12 protein-coding genes and 4 pseudogenes are annotated in these 15,908 nt (G+C 74.7%); 7 read left to right on the forward strand and 9 right to left on the reverse strand.

The genetic code is table 11. The annotated features are described in order from the left end of the window. Window positions 1-119 precede the first annotated feature (119 nt). From ACFYR0_RS06510 to ACFYR0_RS06530, 5 genes and pseudogenes are all read left to right on the forward strand, one after another. A pseudogene (locus ACFYR0_RS06510) lies at window positions 120-752 on the forward strand (FadR/GntR family transcriptional regulator); the annotation flags it as partial. Window positions 753-949: 197 nt separating this feature from the next. Beyond that, a complete protein-coding gene (locus ACFYR0_RS06515) occupies window positions 950-1,966 on the forward strand; it encodes an asparaginase (protein WP_389322519.1) in 1,017 nt (338 codons plus the stop codon). A 387-nt stretch (window positions 1,967-2,353) separates the two neighbouring features. Then, the gene (locus ACFYR0_RS06520; RefSeq protein ID WP_389322521.1) at window positions 2,354-3,292 is read left to right on the forward strand and encodes a glutaminase; all 939 of its coding nucleotides are present in this window, start codon (window positions 2,354-2,356) and stop codon (window positions 3,290-3,292) included. Between the two features lie 431 nt (window positions 3,293-3,723). Beyond that, the gene (gene mptB / locus ACFYR0_RS06525; protein WP_389322523.1) at window positions 3,724-5,127 is read left to right on the forward strand and encodes a polyprenol phosphomannose-dependent alpha 1,6 mannosyltransferase MptB; all 1,404 of its coding nucleotides are present in this window, start codon (window positions 3,724-3,726) and stop codon (window positions 5,125-5,127) included. Continuing rightward, the gene (locus tag ACFYR0_RS06530; RefSeq protein ID WP_389322525.1) at window positions 5,124-6,557 is read left to right on the forward strand and encodes a glycosyltransferase 87 family protein; all 1,434 of its coding nucleotides are present in this window, start codon (window positions 5,124-5,126) and stop codon (window positions 6,555-6,557) included. The genes mptB and ACFYR0_RS06530 overlap by 4 nt, the downstream gene beginning before the upstream one ends. An 83-nt stretch (window positions 6,558-6,640) precedes the next feature. On the opposite strand, the pseudogene ACFYR0_RS06535 reads toward ACFYR0_RS06530, so the two are convergent. The 3 genes and pseudogenes from ACFYR0_RS06535 to ACFYR0_RS06545 form a co-directional block, all read right to left on the reverse strand. Further along, window positions 6,641-7,477, reverse strand: a pseudogene (locus ACFYR0_RS06535) (D-alanyl-D-alanine carboxypeptidase family protein); the annotation flags it as partial. A gap of 120 nt (window positions 7,478-7,597) precedes the next feature. Continuing rightward, window positions 7,598-8,737 (reverse strand): transcription termination factor Rho, encoded by a 1,140-nt coding sequence (rho, locus tag ACFYR0_RS06540; RefSeq protein WP_389322527.1) that lies wholly within the window; start codon window positions 8,735-8,737, stop codon window positions 7,598-7,600. 273 nt (window positions 8,738-9,010) lie between these two features. Further along, window positions 9,011-9,187: pseudogene (locus tag ACFYR0_RS06545) on the reverse strand (SAM-dependent methyltransferase); the annotation flags it as partial. On the opposite strand from ACFYR0_RS06545, the pseudogene ACFYR0_RS06550 reads away from it, so the two are divergent. Together ACFYR0_RS06550 and ACFYR0_RS06555 are read left to right on the forward strand one after the other, a co-directional pair. Then, window positions 9,184-9,468 (forward strand): annotated as a pseudogene (locus tag ACFYR0_RS06550) (cytochrome P450); the annotation flags it as partial. The pseudogenes ACFYR0_RS06545 and ACFYR0_RS06550 overlap by 4 nt on opposite strands. 22 nt (window positions 9,469-9,490) lie before the next feature. Continuing rightward, complete coding sequence (locus ACFYR0_RS06555) at window positions 9,491-10,330, forward strand: class I SAM-dependent methyltransferase (protein WP_389322529.1); 840 nt, start codon at window positions 9,491-9,493, stop codon at window positions 10,328-10,330. On the opposite strand, the gene ACFYR0_RS06560 is transcribed toward ACFYR0_RS06555, so the two are convergent. The 6 genes from ACFYR0_RS06560 to ACFYR0_RS06585 all read right to left on the reverse strand — a co-directional run bounded on the left by ACFYR0_RS06560 (window position 10,300) and on the right by ACFYR0_RS06585 (window position 15,775). Next, on the reverse strand, window positions 10,300-11,049 hold the full coding sequence (locus ACFYR0_RS06560; RefSeq protein WP_389322531.1) for a GntR family transcriptional regulator: 750 nt from the start codon (window positions 11,047-11,049) through the stop codon (window positions 10,300-10,302). The two genes, ACFYR0_RS06555 and ACFYR0_RS06560, sit on opposite strands and share 31 nt — an antisense overlap. A gap of 129 nt (window positions 11,050-11,178) precedes the next feature. Next, window positions 11,179-12,342 carry a serine hydrolase domain-containing protein gene (locus ACFYR0_RS06565; RefSeq protein ID WP_389322534.1) on the reverse strand — a complete coding sequence of 388 codons (1,164 nt, stop codon included), beginning with the start codon at window positions 12,340-12,342 and terminating at the stop codon, window positions 11,179-11,181. Between the two features lie 157 nt (window positions 12,343-12,499). Then, window positions 12,500-13,468 carry an acetylxylan esterase gene (locus ACFYR0_RS06570; protein ID WP_389322536.1) on the reverse strand — a complete coding sequence of 323 codons (969 nt, stop codon included), beginning with the start codon at window positions 13,466-13,468 and terminating at the stop codon, window positions 12,500-12,502. Between the two features lie 197 nt (window positions 13,469-13,665). Then, the gene (locus tag ACFYR0_RS06575) at window positions 13,666-14,250 is read right to left on the reverse strand and encodes a hypothetical protein (RefSeq protein ID WP_389322538.1); all 585 of its coding nucleotides are present in this window, start codon (window positions 14,248-14,250) and stop codon (window positions 13,666-13,668) included. Between the two features lie 168 nt (window positions 14,251-14,418). Continuing rightward, complete coding sequence (locus tag ACFYR0_RS06580) at window positions 14,419-15,177, reverse strand: ferredoxin reductase (protein ID WP_389322540.1); 759 nt, start codon at window positions 15,175-15,177, stop codon at window positions 14,419-14,421. After that, complete coding sequence (locus ACFYR0_RS06585) at window positions 15,170-15,775, reverse strand: sulfite oxidase-like oxidoreductase (RefSeq protein ID WP_389322542.1); 606 nt, start codon at window positions 15,773-15,775, stop codon at window positions 15,170-15,172. Before ACFYR0_RS06585 ends, ACFYR0_RS06580 begins: the two co-directional genes overlap by 8 nt. Window positions 15,776-15,908 lie beyond the last annotated feature (133 nt).

A 15,908-nucleotide genomic window follows, 5' to 3' on the forward strand; every position in this document is an offset into this window, starting at 1 on the left:
CTTCCGCCGGGCCCCGCGCGGCCCCGCCTTGACAGCACCCGCCACCCACACGGACCATCAGTCCCGTGAACCTGTCAGACAGCCAGACAGGTGGAGTGGTCCCGCGGCGTGTCAGCGCCATGGAAGCGGTGCTCGCCCACCTCCGCGGCGCCATCGAGCGCGGCACCTATGCGATCGGGGACAAACTCCCCTCCGAGGCGGAGCTGTGCCGGACCCTGGAGGTATCCCGGCCCGTCCTGCGCGAGGCGCTGCGCGCCCTGCAGACCATGGGCCTGACCGTGTCCAGGACCGGCAAGGGCACCTTCGTCGTGGCCTCCGCCGTGGAGGACCCCACCTTCGGCGACTACACGGCCAGCGACCTGATGGAAGTGCGCCGGCATGTGGAGATCCCCGTCGCCGGGTACGCGGCGCTGCGGCGCACCCCGGAGAACCTCGACCACCTCGCGCACCTCATGGAGCGCATGGAACGGGAGACGGACACCACCGCCTGGGTCGCGATGGACACCCTCTTCCATCTGGCGGTCGCCGAGGCCGCGCAGAACCCGGTCTTCCGCCGGGTCATCGAGGAGATCCGCGACGCCCTGGCGCGTCAGTCGGCCTTCCTGAACGAGCTGGGCGGGCGGCGCGAGCAGTCCAACCGCGAGCACCGCGCCATCGTCGAGGCGCTGACCGACGGCTCCGAGCCCGACGCGATCGCCGCGATGAGCCATCACCTCGACCGGGTCGAGACCAGTCTCACCGACATCGTGCGGGCGTCCGGGGCGGAGGACTCCGCCGGTGCGGATGCCGATGCCGCGGCGGCGGTCGGGGCCGGAGCCTCGGCCGGGGCCGTCGGTGTCCGAACCGGCGGCGTTCAAGCCGTCGGCAGCGAAGCCTCGGCCGGCACCGGAGCCGGTGCGTGAACGCCGCCGCCCGTGCCACCCCCCGTCCACCCACGAACCAGGCAGCCATGAACGACCACACCCTCGCCGACGCCCCCGTCATACGGGAGCCCCTCCACGCCCCCGTAGCGCACCTCGTCCGTGCCGGGGTCGTCGAGGGCATCCACTACGGCTCCGTCGTCGTCCTCGGCGCCGACGGCCACGTCGAGTTCCAGCTCGGCGACATCGAGGCCGCGTTCTACCCGCGCTCTGCGCTCAAGCCGGTGCAGGCCGTCGCCATGGTGCGCGCCGGGCTGCCGCTCGACGGCGAGCTCCTCTCGCTCGCCGCGGCCAGTCACTCCGGCGAGGAACGCCACCTCGACGGCGCCCGCCGCATCCTCGACCTCGCCGGGCTGACCGAGGCCGATCTGCGCAACACCCCCGACCTGCCGTACGGCCGTGCCGTGCGCGACGCCTGGATCCGCGACGGCCGCCCGGCCTCCCGGCTCGCCCAGAACTGTTCCGGCAAGCACGCCGCCATGCTCTACACCTGCCGGCTCAACGGCTGGTCCCTGCACGACTATCTCGACCCGTCACACCCCCTCCAGCGGGCCGTCGCCGAGATCGCCGAGGACCTCACCGGGCAGCGGATCGCCCAGGTGACCGTCGACGGCTGCGGGGCCCCGCTGTTCTCCGTCTCCCTGCACGGGCTGGCGCGGGCCGTGGCCGGCATCACCGCGTCCGCCCCCGGCACGCCCGAGGCGCGGGTCGCGGACGCCATGCGGGAGCATGCCGAGATGGCCTCCGGGGCCGACCGGGACGTGGCCGCGCTGATGCGGGCCGTGCCGGGGCTGCTCGCGAAGGACGGTTTCGAGGGCGTGGAGGTGGCCGCGCTGCCGGACGGGCGGGTCGTCGCCGTCAAGATCGCTGACGGGGCCGACCGCGCGCGGGTGCCCGTGGCTGCGGCCGCGCTCGCGCGTGCCGGGGTCGATGCCTCGTTGCTCACCGCGTTCTCGGGTGAGGCGTTGCTCGGTGGGGGGCGGCGGGTGGGGGCGGTGCGGGCCGTCCGGGCGCTTGATCCGCTGGCGGTGGGTTCCGCGGCGTAGTGCCGTCCGGCGGTTGTGTGGGTGCGGTTCCGCGTGGCGGTTGTGTGCGTCGTGGCGGCCGTCTGTGGGTGTTTGCGCAGTTCCCCGCGCCCCTTGGGGGGTTGGGGTTGTGCGTTTCGTGCCGGCCGTCCGTGGTTGGGCGCGCAGTTCCCCGCGCCCCTTGTGGGGGTGGGGGTTGTCGGTGTCGTGCCGGTCGGCTGTGGGTGTTTGCGTAGTTCCCCGCGCCCCTTGGGGGGTTGGGGTTATGCGTTTCGTGCCGGTCGTTCGGGGCTGGGCGCGCAGTTCCCCGCGCTCCTGGGGCGGTGGCCGCCCGGGCGGTGGGTTCGATGCGGGGGCCGCGGCCCTGGGGCGGTGGCCCTCAGGGCGGTGGGCGCGAGGTGGGGGAGAATGGTGATCATGTCTGTCGCGTCGTCCATGGCGTTTCAGCCGGTGCTGGAGCGTATCGCCGAGGAGATCGAGCACACCCCCGGCCGCGGGCGCCCCGCCGACTACATCCCGGCACTCGCGGCCTGCGACCCTCGCCGCTTCGGGATGGCCGTCGCGGAGGCCGACGGCACGGTGTACGGGGTCGGGGACTGGCGCGAGCCCTTCTCCACCCAGTCCATCACCAAGGTTTTCACCCTCGCCCTGGACCTCGCGCGCGAGGGCGACGAACTCTGGGAGCACGTGGGCCGGGAGCCCTCCGGCAACCCCTTCAACTCCCTGATCCAGCTGGAGTACGAGAACGGCATCCCGCGCAACCCCTTCATCAACGCGGGCGCCCTCGTGGTCACCGACCGGCTGCACACCCGTACCGGCGCGGCGGCCGAGGAACTGCGGTCCTTCCTGTGCGCCGAGAGCGGCAACCCCGACCTGGCCTTCGACGAGGAGGTCGCCGCGTCCGAGGCGGCGCACGGCGACCGCAACGCCGCGCTCGCCCACTTCATGGCCTCCTACGGCAACATCGACAACCCGGTGCCGGAGCTGCTGGAGCAGTACTTCCGCCAGTGCTCCCTGCGCGCCTCCTGCGCCGACCTCGCCCTCGCCGCCGCCTTCCTCGCGCGCCACGGCGTCCGCGCCGACGGCGGCCGACTGCTCACCCGCAGCCAGGCCAAGCAGGTCAACGCCGTCATGCTCACCTGCGGCACCTACGACGCCGCGGGCGACTTCGCCTACCGCGTCGGCCTCCCCGGCAAGAGCGGGGTGGGCGGCGGAATCATCGCGGTGGTGCCGGGGCGCTGCGCGCTGTGCGTGTGGAGTCCGGGCCTGGACGAGCGCGGGAACTCGGTCGCGGGGGTGGCCGCCCTGGACAGGTTCACCACCCTGACCGGCCTGTCCGTCTTCTGAACCGCCCTGTCCACCGGCCCGTCCCCCTCCCGGCTCCGGAAGCCGGTTCACGCTCCCGTCCCGGCTCCGGAATCCGATCGGGCTCCCGTCCCGGCTCCGGAATCCGATCACGCTCCCGTCCTGGTTCCGGAAGCCGGTTCACGCTCCCGTCCCGGCCTCGGAATCCGATCGGGCTCCCGTCCCGGCTCCGGAAGCCGGTTCACGCTCCCGTCCCGGCTCCGGAATCCGATCGGGCTCCCGTCCTGGCTCCGGAATCCGATCACGCTCCCGTCCCGGCCTCGGAATCCGATCGGGCTCCCGTCCCGGCTCCGGAAGCCGGTTCACGCTCCCGTCCCGGCCCCGGAAACCGATCACGCTCCCGTCACGAACAAGCGACCGCGCCAACAGCCCCCAGTCGCCTCCCGGCCATCGGAAATTGACACGCTGCCGAAGTGTTGGCCGTCACTCACCCAGTGGATCTACGCCGTTGCCGGGCCCTCGGCCTCGCCGGGACCGCGTTCCTCGCGGCGGGCGGTGAGACGGCCGGAGCCCTTCCCGTCCGGGAGTTGCTGACCCCTGCCTCGCCCGGTGCCGCTCTCGGCCTGGTCGTCGTCTACTTCGGGGTCGTCCTGCTGATCGCGGCCTGGGCCCTGCTGGGCAGGCTGATCCACGGCTCCGCACCCCCCTCGCCGCGCGCGCTGCTGCTCGTGCTGGCCCTGTGGGCGACACCGCTGCTGCTCGCCCCGCCGCTGTTCAGCCGGGACGTCTACAGCTACCTCGCGCAGGGCGCGATGGTCGACGCGCACATCGACGTCTACTCCTACGGACCCTCGCACCTCGGCGGCCCCCTCGCCGAGGAGGTCGCCCCGGTCTGGCAGCACACGGCGGCGCCCTACGGCCCCGTCTTCCTCGCCACCGCCTCCGCCCTGTCCGCGCTGACCAGCGGCGAACTCCCCGCCGGGCTCATGGGCATGCGCCTGGTCGCCCTGCTCGGCGTGGCACTGATGGCCGCCGCGCTGCCCCGCCTGGCCCGGCACTGCGGCGCCGACCCGGCCGCCGCGCTGTGGCTCGGCGCACTCAACCCGCTGGTGCTGCTCCACCTGGTGGCCGGCGCCCACAACGACGCGCTGATGCTGGGCCTGCTCGGCGTCGGGCTGGTCGCGGCCCTGGGCCGCAGGCCCGCCCTGGGGGCCGTACTGGTCACGCTCGCCGCCCTGGTCAAGGCGCCCGCGCTGCTCGGGCTCGCCGCGATCGTCCTGCTCCAGATCCGCGCCGACCGCGGCCCGGCCAAGGCGGTGCTGACGACCGCCGGGGCGGCCGCCGGCACGACCGTGGCGGCCACCGCCGCCGCGGGCACCGGCTACGGCTGGATCGGCGCGCTCGACACCCCCGTCTCCGCGCACAACTGGGCGCTCACCAGCCTCCTCGGCCGTGCCACCGGCGCCCTGCTGGAACGCCTCGGCAGCGACCTCGCCCCGCTCGCCGTGCCCGTGTGGCACACCGCGGGCCTCGCGCTCACCGCCGGGGCCCTGCTGGTCATCTGGGTACGACTGCGGCCCCGGCCGGTCTACGCGCTCGGCCTCAGCCTCGCCGCCGTCGCCGCCTTCGGCCCGGCGATCCGCCCGTGGTACGCGCTGTGGGGGCTGTTCCTGATAGCGGCCGCCGCGCCCAGCGCCTCCGTACGCCACCGCGTGGCGGCGGTGACCGGGGTGCTGGCCCTGTCCGTGATGCCCGGCGGCGGCCCCGCGGACCTCGAACAGCTCGTGCTCGCCGTCTCCGGCGGGGTCCTGGCGGTCGTCGTCCTGTGGCAGGCCCACCAGGCCGCGCAGGCCCCGGCCCTGGGACGCGCCGCGTGAGCGCCCCGCGCGCGGACGACCGCGTCCGCCCCGCGCTCCCGGCCGTGCCCCGCACCGGCCGCGGCCGTCTGCTGTTCGTGCTCGCGCTCGTGGCCGTCGTGACGGTCTTCACCGCGACCGTGCCGCTGCTGCGCGACTGGTTCGACCTGCGCGTCTACCACGGCGCCCTGCACAGCTGGATCCAGGACGACCGTCTCCTCTACGACTACCGGGTGCCGGGCACGGCGTACGGCTTCACCTACCCGCCGTTCGCGGCCCTCGCCATGCTGCCCCTGGCCTGGCTGCCGCTCACCGCGGCGATCGTGATCGCGCTGCTGCTCAACCTGGCGGCCCTCACGCTGGTCCTGCGCCTGCTGACCGGCCGGGCCTGGCGGCGCCACGGCTGGTACGGCTGCGCTCTGGCCGCCTGCGCGCTGGCGCTGTTCGAGCCGCTGCGGGACACCTTCAGCTTCGGCCAGGTCAACGTGCTGCTGCTGGCGCTGGTCGTCGTCGACGGGTGGCTCCTCGCCACGGGCCGGGGCCGCTGGGCGGGCATCGGCATCGGTCTCGCGGCGGCGGTCAAACTGACCCCGGCGATCTTCATCGGACTGCTGCTGCTGGCGGGGCGGCGCCGCGCCGCGCTCACCGCGACGGCCGTGGCGGGCGGGGCCACGGCCCTGGCGGCCCTGGCGGCCCCGGGCGCGTCCCGGTTCTACTGGACGTACGCCCTGTGGGACACCGACCGCATCGGCCGCCTCGACTACGTGTCCAACCAGTCCCTCCAGGGCATCCTGGCCCGCCTCGGCGAACCCGGCCGTACCGTCTGGGCGACGGCCGTGCTGGTGGTCCTCGCCGTGTGGGCGGTCCGCACGCGGCGGGCCGCCGCGGACGGGGACTGGCAGGCCGCGTTCGCCCTGACCGGGCTGACCGCCTGTCTGGTCAGCCCGATCACCTGGGTCCACCATCTGGTCTGGCTGCTGCCGTCGTTCGTGATCCTCGTCCGGTGCGGCCGCACGCGTCCGGCGGCCCTTCTCTACGCGGTGATGTGCACCAGCGTGGTGTGGCTGTGGTTCGACGACCCGTCCGGCCTCGACGGCTTCCTCGGCAGCAACACCTACGCCTGGATCACCCTCGGCCTGCTGCTGTGGCTGCCGGCCGGTCAGGCCCCGGCCGTGGGGCGGCGGCTCGCCAGCCGGATCACCAGCGCCACGATCCCGGCCCCGAGGGCGGCGGCGCCCGCGATCGCCAGCCCCGCGGGCCAGCCCGGCGTGGACTCCTCGGGCTCGGCGACGGCCGCGACCGCCGGGGCCGCCGAAGCCGCCGGAGCCGCCGCGGGCGCGGCCTCAGGGCCCGCCACCGGCCGTGCCTTGAACGCGTCGAGCGAGCCCACCGGCTCGACGCGGTCCGCCGCGTGGAAGCCCCAGTCGAGCAGCGAGCGTGCCTCCTCGTAGACCGTGAAGGGGCCGCCGCCCTGCGGGTTCATCACCGTGACGACCAGGGTGCGCCCGCCCCGGCGGGCGGCGGCGACCAGCGTGTGGCCGGCGTTCGTGGTGTAGCCGTTCTTCACGCCGATCAGCCCCGGGTAGCGCTCCACGCCGTCGGAGCCGCTCAGCAGCCGGTTGGTGTTCCGGATGCCGTACGACGAACCGTTCCGCCCGGGGAACTCCGCGTCGACCGTGGCGCAGTACCGGGCGAAGTCGGCGTTGCGCAGCCCCGCCCGCCCGAACACGGCGAGGTCGTACGCCGACGACACCTGGCCGGGCGTGTCGTACCCGTCGGGCGAGCGCACCTGCGTGTCCCGGGCGCCCAGCGCGCGGGCCTTGGCCTGCATCCGCTGGGCGGTCGTACGCCAGCCGCCGCCGAGCGAGGCGAGGACGCGCACCGCGTCGTTGCCGGAGCTGAGGAACACCCCACGCCACAGGTCGGACACCCGGTACGTCTGGTTCTCGGCCACCCCGACCATGCTGCTGCCCGCGCCGATCCCCGTGAGCTCCTCGTTCCGCACCTGGTGCCGCAGCCCCGCGGGCAGCAACGGCAGCACGGTGAGCGCGAACAGCGTCTTGAGCGTGCTGGCCGGCGGCAGCTTGCGGTGGGCGTCGTGCGCGGCCAGCACGGCACCGCTGTCCGCGTCGGCCACCACCCACGACAGGGCGGACACGTCCGGCACCTTGGGCGCCCCGCCTCGGGGCCGCACCTGGGTCCCCGGGCCGTACAGCAGCGCGGTCGACGGCGCCGCGGCCCGTGGACCGCCCGGGTCCGTACCGGCCGGGTCGGCGGCCGCGACCGGGGCGAGCGCGAGCAGGCCGGTCATCCCGAACGCACAGGTGGATACCGCCATCCGGGAGCCGCGGGAAGAGAATCCGATCGTCATACGGTCAACCTAGAAACGCCGCGCGCCTCCGCCGCGCTGCCCTCGCCGAGAGGGCCGCGCGAGCACCCGGTTGTCCTAGGCCCGCGTGCGGACCGGGGCCGCGCGAGGTACAAGGAGCCGTCAGCCCGGCGGCAGGGTCGGCTGGATCCGGCGCAGGAACGTCGCGTTGTCCGGTGTCTCCCGCATGCGCCCGAGCAGGGTCTCCAGGTGCGTGTGCCCGTCGCGGGTGGTGACGGCCCGGCGCAGGGCGCGGACGGCGGCCGACTCGGCCGGGGCCAGCAGCAGTTCCTCCCGGCGGGTGCCGGACCGCTGGATGTCGACGGCGGGGAAGACCCGGCGGGAGGCGGGCTCACGGTCGAGACGCAGCTCCATGTTGCCGGTGCTCTTGAGCTCCTCGAAGAAGTAGTCGTCGGCGCGGGAACCGGTCTCCACCAGGGCCGTGGCGAGGATCGTCAGCGAGCCGCCCTCCTCCGCCGTCCGGGCCGCGCCGAAGAACCGCTTGGGACCGAGCAGCGCGGCCGCGTCGACGCCGCCGCTGAGGGTGCGGCCACCGGAGGCGGCGGCGTTGTTGTGGGCGCGGCACAGCCGGGTCAGCGAGTCGAGCAGGAGCACCACGTCCTCGCCGGCCTCCACGAGCCGCTTGGCGCGCTCCACGACCAGTTCGGCCAGCGCGATGTGCTGCCGGGGAGCGCGGTCGAACGTCGAGGCGTACACCTCGCCGCGCACCGAGCGCCGCATGTCGGTGACTTCCTCGGGGCGTTCGTCGAGCAGCACGACCATCAGCCGGCACTCGGGGTGGTTGCCCGCGACGGCGGCCGCGAGTTGCTGGAGCAGCACGGTCTTGCCGGTCTTGGGCGGGGCCACGATCAGCCCGCGCTGCCCCTTGCCGACCGGGGCGAGGAGATCGACGACCCGGCCGGCCAGGCCGGAGGCGGGGTGTTCGAGGCGCAGCCGCTCGCTCGGGTGCAGCGGGGTGAGATCGCCGAAACGCGGCCGGCCGCGCAGCTCCCCGGGCGTACGGCCGTTCACCAGGCCGACCTCGGCCAGGGCGCGCCGGTCGCCGAGTCGTCCCTCGACGATGTCGCCCTTGCGCAGGGAGTGACGACGGATCAGGGCGGCGGAGACCTGCGGATCGGCGGGCGTCGGCAGGCAGTCCGGGCCGCGCAGGTACCCCTTCCCGTCGGCGCCGATGTCCAGGACACCGGTGGCCGGCCGTACCGGGGGCTGCTGCACAGGGGGGTGTTCGAGTGTGGTGGTCATGAGAGGCGGTCCTTTCGAGGACGGCACGGGGCGGGGCACGGGGAAGGGAGATGCCGCGCGGGAAGGTCCTGCGGACGCGGCGGACGGCATCACCTCGGGTACGGCGCGAACGCCCTGCTCACGAGGTGGTGCGGGGAAGCCGGAGTGGCTGGTCCGGGAGACATCCGACGGACGGGCCCACGGCGGGGGAGAGACGGAACACGCACCGGCGCCCCGGACGGGGCGTACACAGGTGCTCACCGCACCGTAGCACAGACGGTGCGGCGCGGGGGATCAGCGCGTCGCCGACAGGGCGTACATCAGCGGGACACGGGGCTCCGGGAGCCGCCACCAGCCGGACGGGACCCGCTCCATGTGCGGCCAGCGCGGCCAGGGCAGTTCGTCGGTCTCGCGGAGGGTGCGCACGGTCAGTCCCGCCCCGGTCAACGCCGTGACGACCTCTCCGATTCCCGGCCGCGGGGCGGGACACCGCCGCGTACGGCCCGGACGCCCGCCGGTTCGACGTCACCCGGCCGCGCCGCGCGGACGCCGTACGCCACCTCTCCCTCTGCCACGGCGCCCACTACTGCCTCGGCGCGCCGCCGGCCCAACTGGAGGCGGCCATCGCGCTCGAGCGGTTGTTCACCCGCTTCCCCGACCTCGATCTCACGGTCCCGGAGAGCGGCCTCGTGCGGCACGCCGGCTTCGTCGGCAACAGCGTGCGGACGCCGCCGGTGCGGCTGCACGCGTAGCGGCGGGTCTACCCTGACGGAGATGTTCAGTCCCGAAGGCCCCACCCTGCGCGAACTGGCCGTACAGGCCCTGTCCTCCGTCGAGCGCGGCTACGACCTCCTCGCGCCGAAGTTCGACCACACCCCGTTCCGCACGCCCGACTCGGTGCTGCGGGCGGTCGCCGCCGAACTGCGCCGCGACCGACCGTACGAGGACGGGCTCGACCTGTGCTGCGGCACGGGTGCCGGGGTGGGCGCGCTGGCCGGGGTGTGCCGACGCAGTGTCACCGGGGTGGACTTCAGCGCCGGGATGCTCGACGTGGCCCGGCGGCGCGTCGGGGGAGCGCGCCAGCGCCCCGCCGACGGGCGGCGGGACGCCCCGGTTCCCGGGGCGCCGACGCCTCGCGCCGCCCGCGCGCCCGCGCCCCGGGTCGCCTGGGTCCGCGCCGACGCGCGGGCCCTGCCCTTCGGCCGGGACGCCTTCGACCTGGTGGTCAGCTTCGGGGCGTTCGGGCACTTCCTGCCCCGCGAGCTGCCCGGCCTCTTCGCCGGGGTGCACGCCGCGCTGCGGCCGGGCGGGTGCTTCGCCTTCCCGCTGGTCGCCCCGCCCCGCCCGCTCTCGGCCGCGTACTGGATGCTGCTCGGCTTCGACGTGGTGATGCGGGTGCGCAACGCCCTGTGGCGACCGCCGTTCGTGATGTACTACCGCACCTTCCGGCTCGCCGATGTGACGCGGGAGCTGGAACGGGCCGGATTCCTGGTCGAGTTGCGGGCGCTCGACGAGTTCGGGCGGCGCCGTGACGGCAGCCCCCGGGTCCGGGCGGTGCTCGCCCGGCGTCCAGCGGCCGGGGCTCAGCCGGCCGCGGGAACGGTGAACTCGTAGACCAGGGCGTCCTGTTGCGCGTCCACCACCAGGTCGGTGATCTCCAGCGGCCGGGAGAACTGGTCGTGCACCAGCCGCGTCACCCGGACCGACGGCGTGTCCGGGAGAGGCGTGATGCTGTCGCGGTGGTGCAGGGTCAGCCCGGCCTGCCGCATCCAGTCGTAGGCGCGGCGCAGCTGGGCCGAGGCGGTGCCGTCCGCGCGATAGCGGTAGCGGGCCAGTTCCTCGACCTCGGCGAGCGCCACCGCCGAGAAGGACGACACCGCCGTGCGGCGCCCGTTGCCGTCGGCGGCCGCCGACTCGTAGCGGTGGACCAGCGTCGGGCGCCGCGGGGCGAGTCCCAGGGCCTCGGCGTGCCCCGGCGGCGGGGTCTCCCAGGTGACGGTGGCCCGGTCGAGGTCCCCCGGGCCGCCGGAGCCGACCGGGAAGGCCAGCGCCGACGGCGGCTCGACCGGCGAGACGGGCAGGACGGCGTGGCTGCCGCGTCGGTCGGTGGAGACCAGACCGTCGCGGCGCAGCACTTCCAGCGCCTGCCGTACGGTCTCCCGGCTGACACCGAAGTGCTCGGCCAACTGGCGTTCGCCGGGCAGGCGTTCGCCCGGCGGGATGGTGCCGTCGCGCAGCTCGCCGAGCAGTTCCGAGGCGATGCGCCGGTAGAGGGGATGGTCTCCCTCGACTCCTGCCGAGGGAAGTGGTTCCTGCGGAGTGGTGCGGGCCATGCCGCGCCTCCTGTTGGTGACGTGCCGTAGCCGTGCGGGCTCATTGCGCCACCACATCTAGCATTGGTCTAAACCAGTTGGGAAGGGCGATCTGATGGTTCGTCCGAAACCGTATGCCCCGCACCGGCCTCACAGCGCGCTGTAAAGGGCTTCCACCAGGGCGGACTTGCGTGGATCGTCGGCGAGGCGGGTGCCCATGCGGTTCATCACATAGCCGAGTGACACCCCGGCCTCCGGGTCCGCCAGCCCGCACGAGCCGCCCGCCCCGTCATGTCCGAAAGCCCGCGGGTTCGGCCCGAACGAGCCGTGCGGGCCGCTCAGCCACAGTCCCAGCGCGATCTCGGTCTCGTGCCCGAAACCCGCCCCCAGCACAAGGTCCAGGCAGGCCCCCTGGCCCTCCCGGACCCGCTCGGCCGCCGGGCCGGACAGCACCCGGTGGCCGTCGTACGTGCCCCCGCCCGCGAGGATGCCGTAGAGGGCGGCGACCGCCCGCGCGGTGCCGTGGCCGTTGGCGGCCGGGATCTCCGCGGTCCGCCAGGCGGGGCTGTTCGCCTCGGCGGCCCCGACCAGCGGGTTGGCCAGCGCGGCGACTCCCGCGGGCGGCAACTGGCCGAAAGCGGCCGCCCGTTGTCCCGTCGTGTCGCGTGTGGGCACCAGTTCGGCCGCCCGCCCGGACTCCGTCCCGGGCAGCCCGATCGTGAAGTCGATCCCGAGCGGCCCGGTGACCTCGCGGGCGAGGAACGCCCCGGGCCGCAGCCCCGAGACCCGCCGGACGACCTCGCCGACCATATGGCCGTACGTCAGCGCGTGATAGCCCGAGCGGGTGCCCGGCTCCCACCAGGGCGCCGCCGCGGCGAGCCGGGCGACGGTGGTCTCCCAGTCGTACAGGTCGGCCACGGAGTGCGGCCGGGGCAGGCCGGACAGCCCGGCCCGGTGCGAGAGCAGATGCCGTACGAGCACCTTCTCCTTGCCCGCGGCCCCGAACTCCGGCCAGTACGACGCCACCGGCGCGTCCAGGTCGAGCAGCCCCCGGTCCGCGAGGATGTGCGCGCACAGCGCGACCGGGCCCTTGGTGGTCGACCAGACGTTGACCAGGGTGTCCCGTTCCCAGGGGCGGGTGCGGGCCGCGTCGGCCCACCCGCCCCACAGGTCCACCACCGTCTCGCCGTCGACGGTGACGGCGACCGCCGCCCCCAACTCGCCGCGGTCGCGGAAGTTCTCCTCGAACGCCGTGCGCACCGCGGCGAACCGCGCGTCGCACCGGCCGTGCACCTCGGGCGCCTGCTCGGGCATGAACCCCTCCGTCGTCCATCGGGACCCCGGCCTCCTCACGGGGCCGGGCCCGATGACCGTACCGACTGGTCGGACTGGACGGAAGAAGGGGGCAGGCGCTCCGGGCGCGCGGGTGCGCGGCGTACCTGACGGGCGACGTCCCTCGGGCGTACGGCCGTCAGGCGTACGTCCGGACCCAGCGCAGCTTGGCCGCCTCGTGGTGCGGGCCGCCGCCCTCGTGGTCGTTGAAGTCGTACACTTCGATGGACTTGTCGTCGCCGCCCCAGGCGTTGAACGCGGCGAACACCGTCGACGGCGGGCAGGTCTGGTCCTCCAGGGCCGCGGAGAACAGGGCGGGGGCGGTGCCGCGGGCGGCGAAGTGGACGCCGTCGAAGTACGACAGCGTGCGCAGGGCGTCCTCGGTGCGGCCGCGGTGCGTCCTGAGGTACAGGCCGATCTCGCGGTACGGGTGACGGTCCGTCAGGGTCGTGGCGCGGGGGAAGTCGCACAGGAACGGCACGTCCGGCGCCACCGCCACCAGGCCGGGCACCAGGCCCCCGACGGCGAGCGTGACGCCGCCGCCCTGGCTCGCGCCGACCGCCACGGTCCGCGAGGCGTCCGCCAGCGGGTGCGAACGGGCCGCCTCCACCGCGCGCACGGCGTCGGTGAACACCCGGCGGTAGTAGTAGTTCCCGGGGGCGTCGATGCCCCGCGTCATGAAGCCCGGGTACGCGGGCGCGCCGCCCACCGGGTCGGCGGTGCCGCCGCCTCCGCCCCAGACGCTGCCCTGGCCGCGCGTGTCCATGGTGAAGTGCGCCCGGCCGCTGGAGGCCCAGAGCAGGTGCTCGTGGGGCAGGCCCCGTCCGCCGCCGTACCCGACGAACTCCACGATCAGCGGCAGCGGTCCGGTCGCGTCCGCCGGGAGCCGCAGCCAGCCCTTCACCGGATGGCCGCCGAACCCGGCGAACGTCACGTCGTACACCCGCACCGTGGACAGCCCGGTGTCGACCGGTTCGAACCGCGCGTCCAGGTCGAACTCGCGTGCCTCCTGGAGGGTCTCGGCCCAGAAGGCGTCGAAGTCCTCCGGGGCGGCGGACTCGCTGCGGTACGCGCGGAGCTCGTCCAGGGGGAGGTCGAACAGGGCCATGCAGGACCGCCTTCGGCAGGGACGCGGATGATCGACCACACCGTACGTGGGAGCGTGCACAGGAACCAGGCCCCGCCGTCTCCGGCAACCCCGGCCTCGTCCCTCGCGGGCCCGCCGCATCGCGGACCCCTGGCCTCGCCCCGCGCTCCCGTACCCCGGGTCCGCCCGCGTCTCCCGTGGCCGAGTCCGCCCGTGCCTCAGCCCCGGCGGCCCGTCCACCGCGGTTCGACGCGCGCCCAGTCCCGCTCCCACTCGGCCAGGCGGCGCCGGGCGGCGACGCGGCGGATCAGGGTGAGGGCGGCGAGCACCAGGCCCGCCGTGCCGCCCGCGCCGCAGATGCCCATCGCGAGGGTGTGCTGCCACACCGAGGAGACGTCCGGAGGCGGCGCGACGGCACGGTCGCGCGGGTCCAGCCAGAGCTCGACCAGGTCACCGCGCCGGGCGTCCGCCGGAACCGCCGCGCGCGTGGTGCCCGCCGTGCCCTCCGGCCCGCGCCAGCGCACGGTGGCGTGCCGGGTGACCGGACGCCCGCCCTGGAGCGCGGGCAGCGGCGGCGGCATGTCCCCGAGCACCTCGGCCCGGACCTCACGCCGCTCCGCGCGCAGCGCCTGTGCCGCCGAGGAGGCCTCGCCGTACGCCAGCCCGCCCGCCGCCAGACCCGCCAGCGGCGCGCCCAGGACCAGCAGTACGGCGGCGGTCATCACCGTCCACGCCTCGACCACGTCCGAACGGCGGCGCAGCCGGTTCGGCCGCAACGCCCACTCGCGCAACCCGGTTCGCACCACCGACCCCCTCGCCACGGCGCGTGGAGTGCCCTCGCCCTTCAAGTACCCGGACAACGCACATCGTTCACCGAAGTACCGGGAGACGGGCGGAAGGCGGCCGGAGGTCGAGCAGCCGGACGCCGGTGTTCCATGGAAGGTCCCGCGCGGCCGGGCCGGCCGCGCGGGTCAGCCGAAGCGCTCGATGCGGATGCGGTCCACCGGCTGGCCCGCCGCGACCAGCAGCCGCGAGGCGTGCTCGGCGAAGGAGTCCGAGCCGCAGACGTACGCCTCCCAGCCCCCGGCGGGCGGTTCGGCCAGCAGCCCGGCCAGATGCGCACCGGTCAGCCGTCCCACGGGAACACCCTCGGGCGCGCCGCGGGTGAACACCGGAGTCGTCTCGGGGCCGTACTCGCCCGCGTAGATCAGCTCCTCGGGGCTGCGCGCGGACACCACCAGCCGCAGCGGCACGGTGAGGCCCCGCGCGCGGTGGTGGCGGACCATCGACATCAGCGGCACGACTCCGGAACCGGCGCCGATCAGCAGTGCGGCCCGGTCGCCCGGCCAGGCGAAGAAGCCGCTGTGCGGGCCGCGCACCTCGACGCTGTCACCGATGCGGGCCTCGGTGTGGAACCAGCCCGAGACCTCGCCGTCCGCCACATGGTCCAGGGTCAGTTCGATGTGCCCGGAGCCGTCGGGCGCGGAGGCGAGGGAGTAGTGGCGCTGGGCGGTGTAGCCGTCCGGCGCGGTCAGCCGCAACTGGAGGTGCTGGCCGGGCACATGGCCCGCCCAGGACGGCACCGCGAAGCGGAAGGTGGCGGCCCGCGGGGTCTCCCGGCGGATCTCGGTGATCGTCGCGCTCTGCCAGACCGTGGCGACGTGCGTGGGCACGGAGATCCGGCCGGGGATCGCGAACCGTGCCGGGGGCGCGAAGGTCGTCTCAGTCACCGGTGAACCTCTGCTCTTCCCACGGGTTGCCGCGCTGGTGGTAGCCGTTCTGCTCCCAGAAGCCGGGCTCGTCGTGGTCGAGCAGCCGCAGCCCCGCGATCCACTTGGCGCTCTTCCAGAAGTACAGGTGCGGCACCAGCAGCCGGGCCGGGCCGCCGTGCTCCGGGGCGAGCGGCTCGCCGTCGAACTCCCAGGCGATCCACGCCCTGCCGCCGGTCAGGTCGGCGAGCGGCAGGTTGGTGGTGTAGCCGGTGTGCGACCAGGCCACGGCGTGGGTGGCGGAGGGCAGCGGGCCCGCCGCTTCCAGGAACGTGTCGAGGGACACCCCGCCGAAGCGCACGCCGAACTTCGACCAGCTCGTCACGCAGTGGATGTCGCCCTCGTACACCGACCCGGGCAGCGCGTGCGCCGCGTCCCAGTCCCAGGTCCGCGGCCGCTCGACCAGGCCGTCGACCTGGAAGGTCCAGTCCTCGGGCGTGAGGTCGGGGGTGACCTCGGCGGACAGGACGGGCCAGTCGTCGCCCGCGTCGTACTGGCCGGGCGGCAGTCCGGGACGGTCGACGCGCGGCCGCCCGGAGAAGCCTCGGGTGACGTTCATGGAAGGGGGTGCCTGCCTACGAGCATGGGAAGGGGGTGCCTGCGTCCGAGAAGACGCATTCGTGTTGCTTACACATTCAACCGTACGCGCACCGGGACGCGTCCCCGGCCTCCGCGGTCATTAAGGCCGTATG

The organism is Streptomyces sp. NPDC005017 (assembly GCF_042873115.1).
Lineage (GTDB): Bacteria > Actinomycetota > Actinomycetes > Streptomycetales > Streptomycetaceae > Streptomyces.

Coding starts and splice junctions, on each gene's coding strand:
- rho (WP_389322527.1), bottom strand. CDS start 8,737: ATGACCACCACACTCGAACACCCCCCTGTGCAGCAGCCCCCGGTACGG.
- ACFYR0_RS06520 (WP_389322521.1), top strand. CDS start 2,354: ATGGTGATCATGTCTGTCGCGTCGTCCATGGCGTTTCAGCCGGTGCTG.
- ACFYR0_RS06560 (WP_389322531.1), bottom strand. CDS start 11,049: ATGGCCCGCACCACTCCGCAGGAACCACTTCCCTCGGCAGGAGTCGAG.
- ACFYR0_RS06515 (WP_389322519.1), top strand. CDS start 950: ATGAACGACCACACCCTCGCCGACGCCCCCGTCATACGGGAGCCCCTC.
- ACFYR0_RS06565 (WP_389322534.1), bottom strand. CDS start 12,342: ATGCCCGAGCAGGCGCCCGAGGTGCACGGCCGGTGCGACGCGCGGTTC.
- ACFYR0_RS06570 (WP_389322536.1), bottom strand. CDS start 13,468: ATGGCCCTGTTCGACCTCCCCCTGGACGAGCTCCGCGCGTACCGCAGC.
- ACFYR0_RS06585 (WP_389322542.1), bottom strand. CDS start 15,775: ATGAACGTCACCCGAGGCTTCTCCGGGCGGCCGCGCGTCGACCGTCCC.
- ACFYR0_RS06555 (WP_389322529.1), top strand. CDS start 9,491: ATGTTCAGTCCCGAAGGCCCCACCCTGCGCGAACTGGCCGTACAGGCC.